We start from the raw sequence: 12,614 nt of genomic DNA, 5'->3' as shown, positions 1-12,614 counted from the left end.
GCCGACAGAGAAGAGCGGCCGAAACGCCAATATTCTCCCATCTCATCACCGGATGAAAGTGTTTGCGGGCCGTCCGAGCGACTCGGGGAGTTTATGAAACGTCGCACCGACGTATTCAGCAAAGTCATGACTCGCGGGTTCTATATCGGTCGCTTCCAGCCGTACCACAACGGCCACCACACGATGATCGAGCACATCGCCGAGAAAGTCGACGAACTCGTGCTCGGCATCGGGAGCGCGGACGTCTCGCATACGGTCAAGAACCCGTTCACGGCGGGCGAACGGATCATGATGCTCACCAAGGCAGTCAGAGAGTTCGAGCGAGAGCACGGCCTGGTCACCTACGTCGTCCCGATCGAAGACATCGAACGCAACGCCGTCTGGGTCAGCCACGTCGAGAGCATGTGCCCCGACTTCGACGTCGTCTACTCGAACAACCCGCTAGTCATCCAGTTGTTCGAGGAGAGCGGCATCGAGGTCAACCAGTCCCCGATGTTCGACCGCGAGCGCCTGGAGGGGACCGACATCCGCGAGAGCATTATCGGCGGCGACCCCTGGCGCGGCCGCGTGCCCGACCCCGTCGTCGACGTGATCGAAGAGATCAACGGCGTCCAGCGGCTCAACACCGTCGCACAGGACGACGTCGCCGAGCGCTGGGAAGCCGCACACGTCGACAGCGAGTGATCACGACGCCCCACGCGTCCGGGCGACACGGCACCTGCACAGCTAAGCCGCGAGCGTTCCTACGGACTGGCAATGATCACACTGAGTTCCGACTTCGGATCGCCGTATCCGGCGGCGATGAAAGGCACGATCCTCCGGCACAGCGACGCCCGGATCGTCGATATCGCCCACGACTTCCCGCGGCAGGACGTCGAGGCCGCGGCCTTCTGGCTCCGGGAGGTCCTGCCGTACTTCCCGCCGGCGGTACACTGCGTCGTGGTCGACCCCGGTGTCGGGACCGAACGGGCTGCGGTCGCGGTTCGCGCCGGCGAGCACGTCCTCGTCGGCCCGGACAACGGCGTGCTCCTGCCGGCCGCCCGGCAACTCGCAGATGACGTTTCGGTCTTCGAGATCGACTACGACGACCCCGGTAGCACGACCTTCCACGGCCGGGACGTGTTCGCGCCGGCGGCGGCGACCATCCACGAGATGGGCGTCGACGCCTTCGAGACCGGCGAGCGATTCGCACACGTCTCGGAATACGTCGACTTGCGATTCCCGGAACCGACCGAGCGTGCGGACGGAGTCGCCGGCGAAGTGCTGGTCGTTGACGGCTTCGGGAACGCGATCACGAACGTGCCCGGCGAGTACCTCGCCGAGCGGTTCGGCTCGGACGTGACTGTCAACGGCGTATGGGCACCGGCTCGTCAGACCTACGCCGCAGTCGAAGCGGGGAGCCGTCTCGTGACGGTCGGCAGCCACGGCAACGTCGAACTGGCCGTCAATCGGGGTCGAGGGGACGAACGGTTCTCGGTCAGCCCCGGATCGCGGGTTCGACTGCGCTGGACGGGCGGCGGTCAGTAGCTGTCACGAAAGCGCGCTCGCAGCAAAACCGCATGGAGTCGTTGGTCACTCGTCGAGTGCGATGTCGAACGCATCGCTGTCGTCGAGTTGCGCCGCGACCCGGTCGAGTTCGCGTTTGATCGCTTCGAGTTCCTGTTCGCGGTCGTGTGCGGTGTCCGATGCAGTGTCCGTGCTCTCCCCGACAGCGGCGAGTTCGTAGAACGTGGTGAGTAGCCAGTCGTACCGAGCGCGAAGCTGTAACCGCTCGACGGTGGTCCGAATCGCTTCGCCCGACGCATCCCGGTCGAGAACAGCATCGACCTGCTCGGCAGTCGTCTCCGCGGAGCGGTCAAGCCACAGCACCTGATGGAACGTACGCTCGTCGTCCGTATCGAGCGCACCCACGGAGAGGTCGACGGTGGTGGCGTCGACGACGACGACAGCGATCGAGGCGTCGAGACTCGCGGCGGTCGTTTCGGCACCCGTGGCGGTTCGAACCGGCAGCCGATCTCTGAGCGCGTTCGTGATCAGGCGCCGCTGTTTCTCGTCGGAGGAACTGACCAACACGACATCGGGCGCGGCAGTCATCGTATCCGTGGTACCGACGGCAGGGTGAAAAATCGACCGGGAAAAGTCAGGGATAGGAGAGCGAGAGCGGCGGGGACGAACTGCCTTATCCCCATTCGGCCCCAGCCGAGACGGTCTCGTCGAAAACCGGTGCCAGCGTTTCGAACGTTCGATCGGCGTGCCCGTCCGAGTCGATGTGGTAGTGTGCGTACGCACCAGTTTCCTCGACACGGGCCGTGAGAACGTTCAGGAATCGATGGATCCGTTCCTGGGACTCGAACTGGAGAACGTCAGTCAGCGAGTCGAAACAGAGGACGACAGGAGTCTCGGACGCCTGTTGCAGTTGCGACGTGATTTCGGTCCCGAGTCGACGGAGGTCCATCTCCTCGATTTCGACGACATCAGCGGGCGTCCGGTCCCAGTCGCCGAGACCGTCGGACGACATCGCCGCGGAGCGACCGCCGTGAGTGACGTCGACGAAGGACAACTGCGTGGCCGAGGGGTCGATCGCGTCGCGCCATTCGGCCAGGCGTTCGCCGGGCGACGTCGCGACTGTGACGCCGATGACCGTTCCGGGTGTCCCCTCCCGGGTCAACAGATTCCGGCAGTGAGCGCCTCTCGACGAACTGACGGCAGGACACGCACAGAGGACGTTCGACGGCGATTCGTGACTCGCGACCTCCGAAGAGGAGTTATCGCTCACAGTAGCATCCCTCCTCATAAGACCGGTTGCGACCTCTCATTTCCAATCTACTATCCATTACAATACTAACAATTAAGTAAGTTACGGGAGGACGAATAGATGAGCAGCGTGATCGGTCCGTTTCCCCGGGTTCGCGGCTATTTATAGTAGTGCGATTATATGTTTGACATTAAAAATAGTTACATTAAATATGTAGTTATAAGATGTATTTAGAAATCTACTTTCATCCCTGGAAAAAATTTGCAGGTGGCTATGAGCCACCCAGAATCGGAGGTCAAGGCGTTCCTCGCAGAGCATCCGAAAATGATCGGCGTCCTGTTCACCACGCTCCTGTTGCTGACGCAGGCTGGGGCAGCAGCGGCCGGTGCTGCAAACGTCACGTACGGCCCCTAAAATCGACTGAGATCGATTTCATCGCTCCACAGTAGGTTATCCTCATATAAAATCGGATACTGGTCTAGGTCAGATATTTTTTCAAATATATCCTTTCCGATTTTAATATCTTTAAGATATATCGGGCTAATACAGCTTGTGACAGGAATTTTAATATTCCAATTTCTAAGACCGCCCACTGAGTGTTGAGATGAAGGATATCCTCTGATGTCCATCTTCATTCCGCTATCAGATACAAAAGTTATTTCATATAATAGAGGTCCCCCAGATTTACTCTCCACGACGTTCGAGTGCCCGTCACCGACCACCATATATCGACTTGCGAGTTGTTCGTCTTTCTCCAGCAGTGACCGCGCAGTTGCGATCGAGAATCCGGTGTTCAGCATTCGCGCGAGGTGCTTGCCGATCCGCGTCGCCGTCGGGTTCGGGATCGTCGCCAGGGTGACGATGCCGCCGAGCGCTCCGCTGTCGACGAGCGCCCGACCCTGCTCGTAGGAGTTGCAGGCGTTAAGCAGGAACGCGCCGACATCGACCGAAGCGAGGTTCCGGGCGTCGAGGAGCCCGTCCGAGCACCGGAAGCCGTCGTCTTCGACGTGGCCGATGTAGTGGAAGAAGTCGGTCTCCTGTTGGAGTACGTCGGCGAGTTCGGCCTTGGTCAATTCCTCGTGGATCGTGACGTCGAACTCGACCCACTCGCGGGCCCCGTAGACGTCCGAGACGCTCGACTCGTCGCTCATCGTCGCCTCGTTGTTCACGATGTCGACGCGGATCCGGCCGGACTCCGCGGGTTCGTAGTCGAGCCGCCGGCGGAACGCTTCGGGCGTCATCTTCGTCGCGCCCATCGGAATCCCGTCGCCGACGAACGTCTGCATCAGGCTGTCAGTCGACTCCGGGCGGAAGACCCGGTCGGACGCTGCGCTATGCTCCGGCTCTTCGCTCGATCGGACCGGGCGGGTACTGCCACGCACCAGCACCGGCTCGTCCCGGAAGAACCGCTCGACGTCGGGTGACGGTTCCTCCACGATCCGCGACTCGATGTCGTCGTTCGTGGGCACCCTGACGACGGCCAGGTCCTGCGCCACGAACGGGAGCACCGGGACGTTCGACGCGTCCGGCTCGATGTCGGCCGTGAGCTTCCACTCGGGCGTCGCCGGTTCGACGACCTCGAACGGAATATCGAGATACGCCCGAACGCGATCCGCGAGCGGCATCTCGTACAGCTCGCCGAAATCGTGGCTGATCCGATCCTCGACCAGGGACCGCTCGTGAAGCTCGACGTCGTACAGTCCCTCGGTCCGCGTGATCGCGTCCAGCGTGAAGACGTGCTTGAGAATCCGTGCGACGCGCGCTTCGAACCCGTGTTCGCCGAGCAGGGGGACGTGGTCGCCACCGGCGACGAGGCGCGGTTCCGTCCCCGGAACGACCTCGGCGTCGAGGTAGTACGCGAGCGATCCGACGGGGAGTATCCGATCCCACCGCAGTGGAAGTTCGATGGACATCGACGGCGGAGCAACGTCCGCGCTGGCTGGGACCGACAGCTCTTCGCCCAGTTCGACCAGCGGTGGATGTCCCCGTAGCGTCGGGAACGATCGCTCCGGGCTCGTCGTCTTCAGGGCAGCCCGAAACTGTGAGATCGCGCGCATGACATCGCGCGGCTTCTCGGTCGTCGTGATCGTTCGGGCCGGCCGCTCGTGGTACGATCGAACACCGATCAGTACGTCCGTCGCGCTCCCCATCGAGAACGTCACCGCGTCGTCCGTCGTGTCGATGTCGAACCGCCCCTCGACGTACAGATACACCTTCAACTGGACGGACGAGAACTCGACGACGTATCGACCCGGCCCCAGCGACGCTTGTTCGCCGCCAGTCACCTGCTCGACGAGGTCGAAGTCCTCGTCACGGACCCACACACCGACGAGATACGGCGTCCGCAACTCCTCGACGCTCGCTTCGACCGCACCGTCGACGGGAACGGGGAAAACATCCGTCTCGCGGGGGATCGGATCGAACGCGTCCGGCGTGAGTAGTGTGAATTCGCCGCCGTCGATCCGATCGACGAGTCGGATACCCGGCGGTGCTCTGAGGGGTTCGAACTGCGGCTGAAACGGCGGTTCATTAGAACCCATACATTTGTTCGCTCGCGCTGCTGGGACTGTACAGCGGGCGGTAACTCGTTGTAAATATCTAGATTCACAGATAAAAACGTTCTGCCTGTACGGCAGCAGGTCCGGAACGGGGACCGACTACTCAGTCGATCGCTGCAAGAAAGAGACGCCCGAGGATTAGCTCGAGGAGATGACGTCGTCGATGCGGACGATCATCGTCGCGGCCTCGGTCGCGCTGTGGACGGCCTCGTGTTTGACCGCAGCGGGGTCCAGCACGCCGTACTCAAGCGGGTCTTTGACCGAACCGGTCTGGCCCTCGGAGATGACGCCGGCGGTGTCGCCACCGTCGTAGGCCGCGCGGAGATCGACCAGCGCGTCGATCGGATCCATGCCGGTGTTCTCCGCGAGGGTGCGCGGCAGGACGTCGACGGCGTCGGCAAAGGCCTCGACGGCGAGCTGCTTGCGGCCCTCGATAGACGCGGCGTGATCGCGGAGGTGTGCCGCGACGGCGATTTCAGTCGCGCCGGCACCGGGGACGACGCCGCCCTTGTCGAGCGCGGCCGTCACGACGTCCAGCGCGTCCATCAGCGAGCGCTCGACCTCATCAAGGACGTGCTCGGTGCTGCCGCGAGCGAAGACCGTCACGGTCTCGGCTTCCGGCCCCTCAACGAAGGCGAGTTCGTCCTCGCCGTAGGACTCGACGCTGACGGAGGCCGTCCCCAGGTCGTCGGATTCGAGCGCGTTGACGCCGCTAACCCGGGTCGCGCCGCTCGTGGAGCGGATCGACGCCAGATCGTCGCTGGAGAGGCCCTCGAAGGCGAGGATACCTTCCTTTGCGAGGTAGGCCTGCACGCGGTCGTCGATGTCGTCGGTCGTGAAGACGATCTCGGCGCCGAGATCGACGATCGTCTCGGCGTAGCCGCGCAGCTCCTCTTCTTCGGCGTCGAGCGCGGCGTTGAGCTGGTCGACGTTGGTGACGTTGTACTCGGCGTCGACGTTGCTGTCCTGCAGTTCGATGGCCCCGTCGATGATGGCGACGGCGCCGTCCTCGACGGTGCGCGGCATGTTCTCGTGGGCCGGCTCCTCGTCGACGACGACGCCCTCGACGAGTTCCGTCGCCGAAGAGGCGGCGCCGATATGGGTCTGCAGCGAGATCGCGTCGCGGTCGACGCCGTCGTCACCGTCGACGGCACGAACCGCATCGACGACAATCTCGGCCAGCACGTCGCCGGCGATGTCGCCGGTCCCCTTGCCGGTCATACTGGATTTTGCGACTTTCAGCAGCTGGTCGTCGTCGAGATCCGTCGCGATGACCTCGTCGTCGATGGCGTCCTGGGCGAGGCCGGCCGCCTCGTGATAGCCCTCGACAATCGTCGTCGGGTGAACGTCGTCGTCAAGCAGGCTTTCCGCCTTCGAGAGCAGTTCGCCCGCGAGTACCGAGGCCGTGGTCGTCCCGTCGCCGACGTCCTCTTCCTGGCTCTCGGCGACCTCGACGATCATCTGGGCCGCCGGGTGCTCGATGTCCATCTCGCCCAGGATGGTCGCGCCGTCGTTGGTGATGACGACGTCGCCGTCGTCGGAGACGAGCATCTTGTCCATCCCGCGCGGACCGAGCGTGGTCCGGACGGCTTCGCTGACGGCCTTCCCGGCCGAGATGTTCGAACTCTGTGCGTCTTCCCCTTTTGTCCGCTCCGTATCTTCCTCAAGGATGAAAAGGGGCTGTCCGCCCATGCGTCGCTGGCCACTAGACATGATTGTATTCCTCGGTTAATTGGTCGTTAGCGGTTCTATATAAATCTATCGAGTTCGGTGATACAGAGGCGACGGCGCGGCCGACCAACGGGGACTGGATGGGGGTAGAACGACGAGATGGGGCCGACGGACAGGGGTATTAATACTTCGTGCGTTCCATCACTGAAGAGATGCTCGAGCTGGAGCACGGGTTTCGGATCGTAGACGTCAACGCCCGTCTGGAGCCGGACGCGGAGCGTCGGCCACGAGGAGGGATCGGCGGTCCCGAGCGGCTCGAACGGGAGATGCATCAGGCGGGGATCGTACGGTCGGTCGTCTACCCCCCGGAGCGAGACAGGGACTATCTCAAGGCCAACAACGCCGTCGCCCGGATGAGCGTCGAGCGCCCGCTCGTGCCGCTGGCGCGGATCAGTGGTGCGCTCGATCCCGGGACCGGGGCCGGCTCAAAGCTGCGGAACCTCACGGCGTCCCGGGCGGAAGAACACACCGCTCCGGCGGACATCGAGCAGTACGCCTACGACGATCGTTTCGCGGGGTTCGTCGTCCATCCGGCCCGCGACGGGCTCCCGGACGGGGAGGTCCTCGAAGCGCTCGCGGAGGTCGAACTCCCCGTACTCGTCCACGCCGGCACTGCGTTTCCGCCGGACGCGCTCGCCGAGACGCTGCTTTCCGAGGACATCACGACGATCGTCGCGAGTTTCGGGGGCTACCCCCTCGATCGGGAGTCGATGGAGCGGACGATCGACCTGCTCGAAGCGTACGATCGGTGTTACCTCGATACGAGTTTCGTCCGCTTTCGGGAGCCGCTGGAGCGGGCGTTGATGGAGCACCCGGACCGCGTCCTCTTCGGCAGCGGCGCGCCCGATTCGCATCCAAACGTCGCGATTATGGAGATCCTGACGCTCGACGTGCCCGAAGACGCGATGCGGAAGGCCTTCTCGAACAACGCCGGGCGGGTCCTCGAAGAGCTCGCGCCGCGATCGTTCTGACGCTTTCGCGGAAGCTTTTCTCTCGCGCGTTCGAAGCGTGGGTATGACCGGCAACGACGACACTGTCGCCGAAGGCGACCACGATCAGCACACACACGACCAGTCCGGAGGTGCCGAGCACAACGACCTCGGCCACGCGCACGAGCAGTCTGGGGACGACGGCCACGGCCATCACGATCATCACGCGCACGACCTGGATACACTTGGGGTCGCGGTGCTGACTGTCTCTTCGACGCGGACGCGAGCCGAGGACACGGCCGGAGACGTGATCGTCGCCGTCCTCGAAAGCGAGGGCCACGAGATCGTCACGCGGGACGTGGTGCAGGACGCCTACGACAACGTCCAGGGGACGGTCGACCGGTTCGTCGGCCGCTCGGACGTCGACGCCGTCGTGACGACCGGCGGGACGGGCGTCACGCCCGACGACGTGACCGTTGAGGCGGTCGAGCCACTCTTCGAGAAGCGCCTGCCGGGCTTCGGCGAGCTGTTCCGACGGCTCTCCTACGAGGAGATCGGGACGCGAGCGATCGCGACGCGCGCGACCGCCGGCATCGCCGACGGCGTCCCCGTGTTCTGTCTGCCCGGGAGCGAGAGCGCCGTCCGGCTGGGGACCGAGGAGATCATCGTCGAGGTCGTCGGCCATCTCTCGGGACTGGCCGGACAGGCGTGACAGCTTCGAATACCATCGGGAGGTACCGAAGACCCGGGGATTTTGACCCCCGGGACCGTACATCAGCGCATGAAATACGAGACAGCCCGGGGTGTCGAGGTACCGGCGCTCGGCCTGGGGACGTGGCAACTCACCGGCCGGGACTGCACCACCGCTGTCGAGACGGCCCTGGAAGTGGGGTATCGACACATCGACACCGCACAGGCCTACGGCAACGAGGCGGAAGTCGGCGAGGGCATCGCCGCCGCCGACGTCGATCGCGAGGAAATCTTCCTGACGACGAAACTGGACACCCGCAACCGGACCTACCAGCGCGTGGTCGATTCGACCCGCGAGAGTCTCGACAAGCTGGGGACCGGCTACGTCGACCTGCTGTTGATTCACCAGCCGAACTACCTCACGCGGGCCGACCACGAGCAGACGCTGCGGGCGATGGCCGACCTCGTTGAGGAGGGGCTGGTCCGCCACGTCGGCGTGAGCAACTTCGGCGTCGAGAAACTCAAACGCGCCCGCGAGGTCAGCGACGTGCCGATTCTCACCGATCAGGTGCAGTATCACCCCTACTGGGACCAGCGGAAACTGCTGGACTACTGTCGCGTCCACGACGTGCTCCTGACGGCATACAGTCCGCTCGCTCGGGGGAGCGTGCTGAACGATCCGATTCTCGAACGGATCGGGACGGCCTACGACAAGTCCCCGGCACAGGTCGCGTTGCGGTGGTTGCTCCAGCAGGACGGCGTCGTCACGATCCCCAAGGCGACCAGCCGCGAACACATCGAGGCGAATCTCGACGTGTTCGACTTCGAGTTGACCGACGCCGAGATGCGCGAGATCCGCCAGCCGTCGAAACTCCGGACGGCTGCGGCCTACCTGCGCTCGATGGTGTGACTTTTCGGGGCTGGCACGAGTACGCCCGCGTATGGTGACGGAGCTTCTCGACGACGTCTGGTGGTTCGATCTCCGCGGTGTCAACGCCTACCTGGCCGAAGACGACGGGACGGTGACACTGATCGACGCCGGGACACCCATCTCCCGCCGGCCGCTCGCGCGCGAGCTCAGGGAACTCGGATACGTCTTCGAGGACATCGATCGCGTGCTGGTGACGCATTACGACGTCGACCACGTCGGCACGTTGAACCGGATCGACGCGCCCGTCTACGCCGGCGCGATCGACGCCCCGCTGGTCGCCGGTGACCGGACACCGAACTGGCGCACCCGAAAAGGGTTCACCCAGCGGCTCGCGGCCCCGTTCTGCCCCACACCCGACGGCCCGGTCCAGTCGGTCGGCGACGGCGATACGATCGGGTCGTTCACGATCCACCACACTCCCGGCCACACGCCTGGTCACGTCGCCTACGTCAGCGAAGCGCTGTCGGTCGCGTTCGTCGGTGATCTGGTCCGGGAATCGGACGGCAATCTGGTGGCCTCACCCTGGCTGGTGAGCGATGACGTCGGGCAGGTCCGATCGAGCATCGAGGAACTGGCCAGCGAACTTCCGGCGGTCGAGGCACTCGCGATGGGACACGGCATCCCGTTCAACCGGGCGGGACACGACCGACTGCGGGAACTGGCCGGTCGGTTGTGAGAGACGGTTTCCGTGCGGATATGCAGCGGGTGTCGAGAGATCTGCGGCAACCTCGGAAAGTGAGCAGCGATAACGAGGGTTTTCGAAGTCGAGCGAGGCGAGTCTTGCTGAGCGAGCCGTTTCACTGCTGGCGAGGCAGAGGGCCGAGCCAGCAGGGTTTTTCCCCAAGTTTTTGCCGCGAGTGGTGTGCGAACGTAGTGAGCGCACCCGAGCGGGAAAAAGTGGTAGCTAGTCGTCAGCGATGACGGTGTCGTCTTCACCGGCCACCAGTCTGTCCATCGCATTGACCATCGCCTCGATCGAGGCCCGAGTGATGTCGGCCTCGCTCGCGGTGACGGTGACGTGGTCGTCACCGCGGGACATCTCGACCTCGACGGTGACGACCGCATCGTGACCGCCAGTGATCGCGTCGACGTGATAGGACTCCAGTTGCGCGTCGGCGGTGTGGCTGAGCGCGGCCTCGGCGGCCTTCATCGCGGCGTCGACCGGGCCGGTCCCGGTCGCAGCCTCCTCGCGTACCTCGCCGTCGACCTGCAGCCGGATGCTCGCGGTCGGTACCGACGACCCGGAGACGGCAGTGAGATCGAGCAACTCGACGCGGCGCTCGCGCTCGCGGTCCTGGACGTCTTCGGTGATCGTCAGCAGATCGGCGTCGGTGACGCGCTTGCCGCGGTCGCCGATCTCCTTGACTCTGGTGACGATCTCGTTCAGTTCGTCCTCCGAGACGTCGATCCCGTGCTCGTTCAGAGTCGCCTCGACGCCCGCGCGACCGGCGTGTTTGCCAAGCGCCAGGCGACGCTCCCGACCGACCTTCTCCGGCGGGTACGGCTCGTACATCGATTCGTCTTTCAGGGTGCCGTCGGTGTGGATGCCGCTCTCGTGAGTGAAGGCGTTCTCGCCGACGACGGCCTTGTTCGGTGCGAGCGGAATGCCGGTCTTGGAGGCGATCAACTGCGCCAGGTCGTAGACCTGCGTGAGGTCCATCGTCTCGATCCCGTAGCCGTGATCCAGGGCGATGGCCACCTCTTCGAGGGCGACGTTGCCGGCACGTTCGCCGATGCCGTTGATCGTCCCATGGACGAGATCCGCACCGGCCGCCAGTGAGGCCATGACGTTCGTGACCGCCAGGCCCAGGTCGTCGTGAGTGTGCGTGCTCGTCGGGCCCAGTTCGGCGAGGCGGGAGACGGCCTCGATCGTCCGGTCCGGCGTCGCGTGGCCGACGGTGTCGGCGTAACAGACCCGGTCCGCACCGGCGTCGAGCGCCGCACCCATCAGCGCTTCGAGGTACTCCAGATCCGCGCGGGAACCGTCCTCGCCGATCACCTCGACCCACAGCCCGTGGTCGTTGGCGTACTCGACCAGCTGGACGGTCTGATCGACGTTTGCCTGATGGCTGGTTCCGACCTTGTCCTCGATGTGCTGATCGCTGGCTGGCACGACGAGATTGATCCCGTCGACCCCACAGTCCAGCGCGAGGTCGATGTCGCTCTCGACGCCGCGGGCGAAGCTGGTGACCGTCGCGTCCAGGTCGAGATCGGTCACCCGGGAGATGGTCTCGCGCTCGCCCGGCCCGGTGACCGCACTGCCGGCCTCGATTACGTCAATGCCCGCCGCGTCCAGCGACTGGGCGATCCGGGCTTTTTCCTCGGGCGTGAGCGAGACACCCGGGGCTTGCTCGCCGTCACGCAGCGTCGTATCGAGAAGCTGTACGTCTTCGAGTCGTCCGGACGACGAACCGAGGCTGGTGCCAAACAGCCTCGATCTGTCACCGGAGCCGTCAGTCATGGGGTAGAATTTCGCGGCCAGCCGCCGTGTGGCGACTTCCTCTATCCTCCGTGTCGTGGGAATCCGACATCGTACTCGCTCCGTATGCGGTGATCGTTCATTAAGCTGTTGGGTTCGACAGAGTCGTCACCTACGTTTCCAGTCGAACCGTATCGCCCACCTCAATCTCGTCGACCGTTCCGGCCGGGAGTTCGACGATCCGGTCGGCGTTGCCCATCCCGATCCCGATCCAGGGCCGCAGGGTCTTGACGTGAACGACTTCCTGGCCCTGCAGCCAGAGCACGTCCAGCGGCATCCGGACGAACAGCATGTGGACGAATCGCCGCGCGACGGCACTGTTCTCCAGGTACGGCAGCGCCTCGACGAGAGCCGGGAACAGTCCCTCGGGCTCGTCGAACTCGAAGACCAGCGCGTACTCCTCAGGGATCGACGACCGGAACATCAGCCCCTTGGAGGTCTGAACGAAGCCCTCGGCGATCTCGACGTCACTGGCGAGAACGGCCGACTCCTCGTCGCCCTCGTGGACCAGACGCATGGCAGGGGTATCGACGACCGGGGG

At 64.3% G+C, this 12,614-nt stretch carries 13 protein-coding genes; 7 read left to right on the top strand and 6 right to left on the bottom strand.

Annotated elements, in window-relative coordinates:
• Positions 1-126 precede the first annotated feature (126 nt).
• On the top strand, positions 127-684 hold the full coding sequence (locus HSEST_RS00595; RefSeq protein WP_229122956.1) for a nicotinamide-nucleotide adenylyltransferase: 558 nt from the start codon (positions 127-129) through the stop codon (positions 682-684).
• Between the two features lie 72 nt (positions 685-756).
• Positions 757-1,527 carry an SAM hydrolase/SAM-dependent halogenase family protein gene (locus tag HSEST_RS00590; RefSeq protein WP_229121631.1) on the top strand — a complete coding sequence of 257 codons (771 nt, stop codon included), beginning with the start codon at positions 757-759 and terminating at the stop codon, positions 1,525-1,527.
• A gap of 45 nt (positions 1,528-1,572) precedes the next feature.
• On the opposite strand, the gene HSEST_RS00585 is transcribed toward HSEST_RS00590, so the two are convergent.
• Together HSEST_RS00585 and HSEST_RS00580 are read right to left on the bottom strand one after the other, a co-directional pair.
• The gene (locus HSEST_RS00585; RefSeq protein WP_229121630.1) at positions 1,573-2,094 is read right to left on the bottom strand and encodes a hypothetical protein; all 522 of its coding nucleotides are present in this window, start codon (positions 2,092-2,094) and stop codon (positions 1,573-1,575) included.
• Positions 2,095-2,179: 85 nt separating this feature from the next.
• Positions 2,180-2,776, bottom strand: a complete 597-nt coding sequence (locus HSEST_RS00580; protein ID WP_229121629.1) for a DUF7504 family protein — start codon at positions 2,774-2,776, stop codon at positions 2,180-2,182.
• A gap of 252 nt (positions 2,777-3,028) precedes the next feature.
• Between HSEST_RS00580 and HSEST_RS00575 the strand changes: the two genes are divergently transcribed.
• Complete coding sequence (locus tag HSEST_RS00575) at positions 3,029-3,169, top strand: DUF7503 family protein (protein ID WP_229121628.1); 141 nt, start codon at positions 3,029-3,031, stop codon at positions 3,167-3,169.
• Here HSEST_RS00575 and HSEST_RS00570 read toward each other — a convergent pair.
• Entirely contained in the window at positions 3,166-5,295 is a 2,130-nt protein-coding gene (locus tag HSEST_RS00570; protein ID WP_229121627.1) for a CHAT domain-containing protein, read from the bottom strand. The two genes, HSEST_RS00575 and HSEST_RS00570, sit on opposite strands and share 4 nt — an antisense overlap.
• A 156-nt stretch (positions 5,296-5,451) precedes the next feature.
• The gene (gene thsA / locus HSEST_RS00565; protein WP_229122955.1) at positions 5,452-7,005 is read right to left on the bottom strand and encodes a thermosome subunit alpha; all 1,554 of its coding nucleotides are present in this window, start codon (positions 7,003-7,005) and stop codon (positions 5,452-5,454) included.
• Between the two features lie 191 nt (positions 7,006-7,196).
• On the opposite strand from thsA, the gene HSEST_RS00560 reads away from it, so the two are divergent.
• The 4 genes from HSEST_RS00560 (at position 7,197) to HSEST_RS00545 (ending at position 10,270) form a co-directional block, all read left to right on the top strand.
• A complete protein-coding gene (locus HSEST_RS00560; RefSeq protein WP_229121626.1) occupies positions 7,197-8,015 on the top strand; it encodes an amidohydrolase family protein in 819 nt (272 codons plus the stop codon).
• A gap of 43 nt (positions 8,016-8,058) precedes the next feature.
• Positions 8,059-8,685 carry a MogA/MoaB family molybdenum cofactor biosynthesis protein gene (locus tag HSEST_RS00555; protein ID WP_229121625.1) on the top strand — a complete coding sequence of 209 codons (627 nt, stop codon included), beginning with the start codon at positions 8,059-8,061 and terminating at the stop codon, positions 8,683-8,685.
• Between the two features lie 69 nt (positions 8,686-8,754).
• Positions 8,755-9,573, top strand: a complete 819-nt coding sequence (locus HSEST_RS00550) for an aldo/keto reductase (protein ID WP_229121624.1) — start codon at positions 8,755-8,757, stop codon at positions 9,571-9,573.
• A gap of 31 nt (positions 9,574-9,604) precedes the next feature.
• Positions 9,605-10,270, top strand: a complete 666-nt coding sequence (locus tag HSEST_RS00545) for an MBL fold metallo-hydrolase (RefSeq protein ID WP_229121623.1) — start codon at positions 9,605-9,607, stop codon at positions 10,268-10,270.
• 228 nt (positions 10,271-10,498) lie between these two features.
• Here HSEST_RS00545 and HSEST_RS00540 read toward each other — a convergent pair whose 3' ends face one another.
• Both HSEST_RS00540 and HSEST_RS00535 read right to left on the bottom strand, forming a co-directional pair.
• Positions 10,499-12,055 carry a (R)-citramalate synthase gene (locus tag HSEST_RS00540; protein ID WP_229121622.1) on the bottom strand — a complete coding sequence of 519 codons (1,557 nt, stop codon included), beginning with the start codon at positions 12,053-12,055 and terminating at the stop codon, positions 10,499-10,501.
• A gap of 130 nt (positions 12,056-12,185) precedes the next feature.
• Positions 12,186-12,590: a DUF192 domain-containing protein gene (locus tag HSEST_RS00535; protein WP_229121621.1), complete on the bottom strand. Its 405-nt coding sequence runs from the start codon at positions 12,588-12,590 to the stop codon at positions 12,186-12,188.
• Between the last annotated feature and the right edge of the window lie 24 nt (positions 12,591-12,614).

The sequence above is a fragment of the Halapricum desulfuricans genome (assembly GCF_017094465.1).
Classification (GTDB): Archaea; Halobacteriota; Halobacteria; order Halobacteriales; family Haloarculaceae; genus Halapricum.
Note: the sequence above shows the minus strand (reverse complement) of the source record. Positions and strands in the feature narration are given on the sequence as shown.

Excerpts from the sequence above, each read along its gene's own strand:
- HSEST_RS00595 (WP_229122956.1), top strand. The coding sequence starts at position 127 with ATGACTCGCGGGTTCTATATCGGTCGCTTCCAGCCGTACCACAACGGC.
- HSEST_RS00590 (WP_229121631.1), top strand. The coding sequence starts at position 757 with ATGATCACACTGAGTTCCGACTTCGGATCGCCGTATCCGGCGGCGATG.
- HSEST_RS00585 (WP_229121630.1), bottom strand. The coding sequence starts at position 2,094 with ATGACTGCCGCGCCCGATGTCGTGTTGGTCAGTTCCTCCGACGAGAAA.
- HSEST_RS00575 (WP_229121628.1), top strand. The coding sequence starts at position 3,029 with ATGAGCCACCCAGAATCGGAGGTCAAGGCGTTCCTCGCAGAGCATCCG.
- HSEST_RS00570 (WP_229121627.1), bottom strand. The coding sequence starts at position 5,295 with ATGGGTTCTAATGAACCGCCGTTTCAGCCGCAGTTCGAACCCCTCAGA.
- thsA (WP_229122955.1), bottom strand. The coding sequence starts at position 7,005 with ATGGGCGGACAGCCCCTTTTCATCCTTGAGGAAGATACGGAGCGGACA.
- HSEST_RS00560 (WP_229121626.1), top strand. The coding sequence starts at position 7,197 with ATGCTCGAGCTGGAGCACGGGTTTCGGATCGTAGACGTCAACGCCCGT.
- HSEST_RS00555 (WP_229121625.1), top strand. The coding sequence starts at position 8,059 with ATGACCGGCAACGACGACACTGTCGCCGAAGGCGACCACGATCAGCAC.
- HSEST_RS00550 (WP_229121624.1), top strand. The coding sequence starts at position 8,755 with ATGAAATACGAGACAGCCCGGGGTGTCGAGGTACCGGCGCTCGGCCTG.
- HSEST_RS00545 (WP_229121623.1), top strand. The coding sequence starts at position 9,605 with ATGGTGACGGAGCTTCTCGACGACGTCTGGTGGTTCGATCTCCGCGGT.
- HSEST_RS00540 (WP_229121622.1), bottom strand. The coding sequence starts at position 12,055 with ATGACTGACGGCTCCGGTGACAGATCGAGGCTGTTTGGCACCAGCCTC.
- HSEST_RS00535 (WP_229121621.1), bottom strand. The coding sequence starts at position 12,590 with ATGCGTCTGGTCCACGAGGGCGACGAGGAGTCGGCCGTTCTCGCCAGT.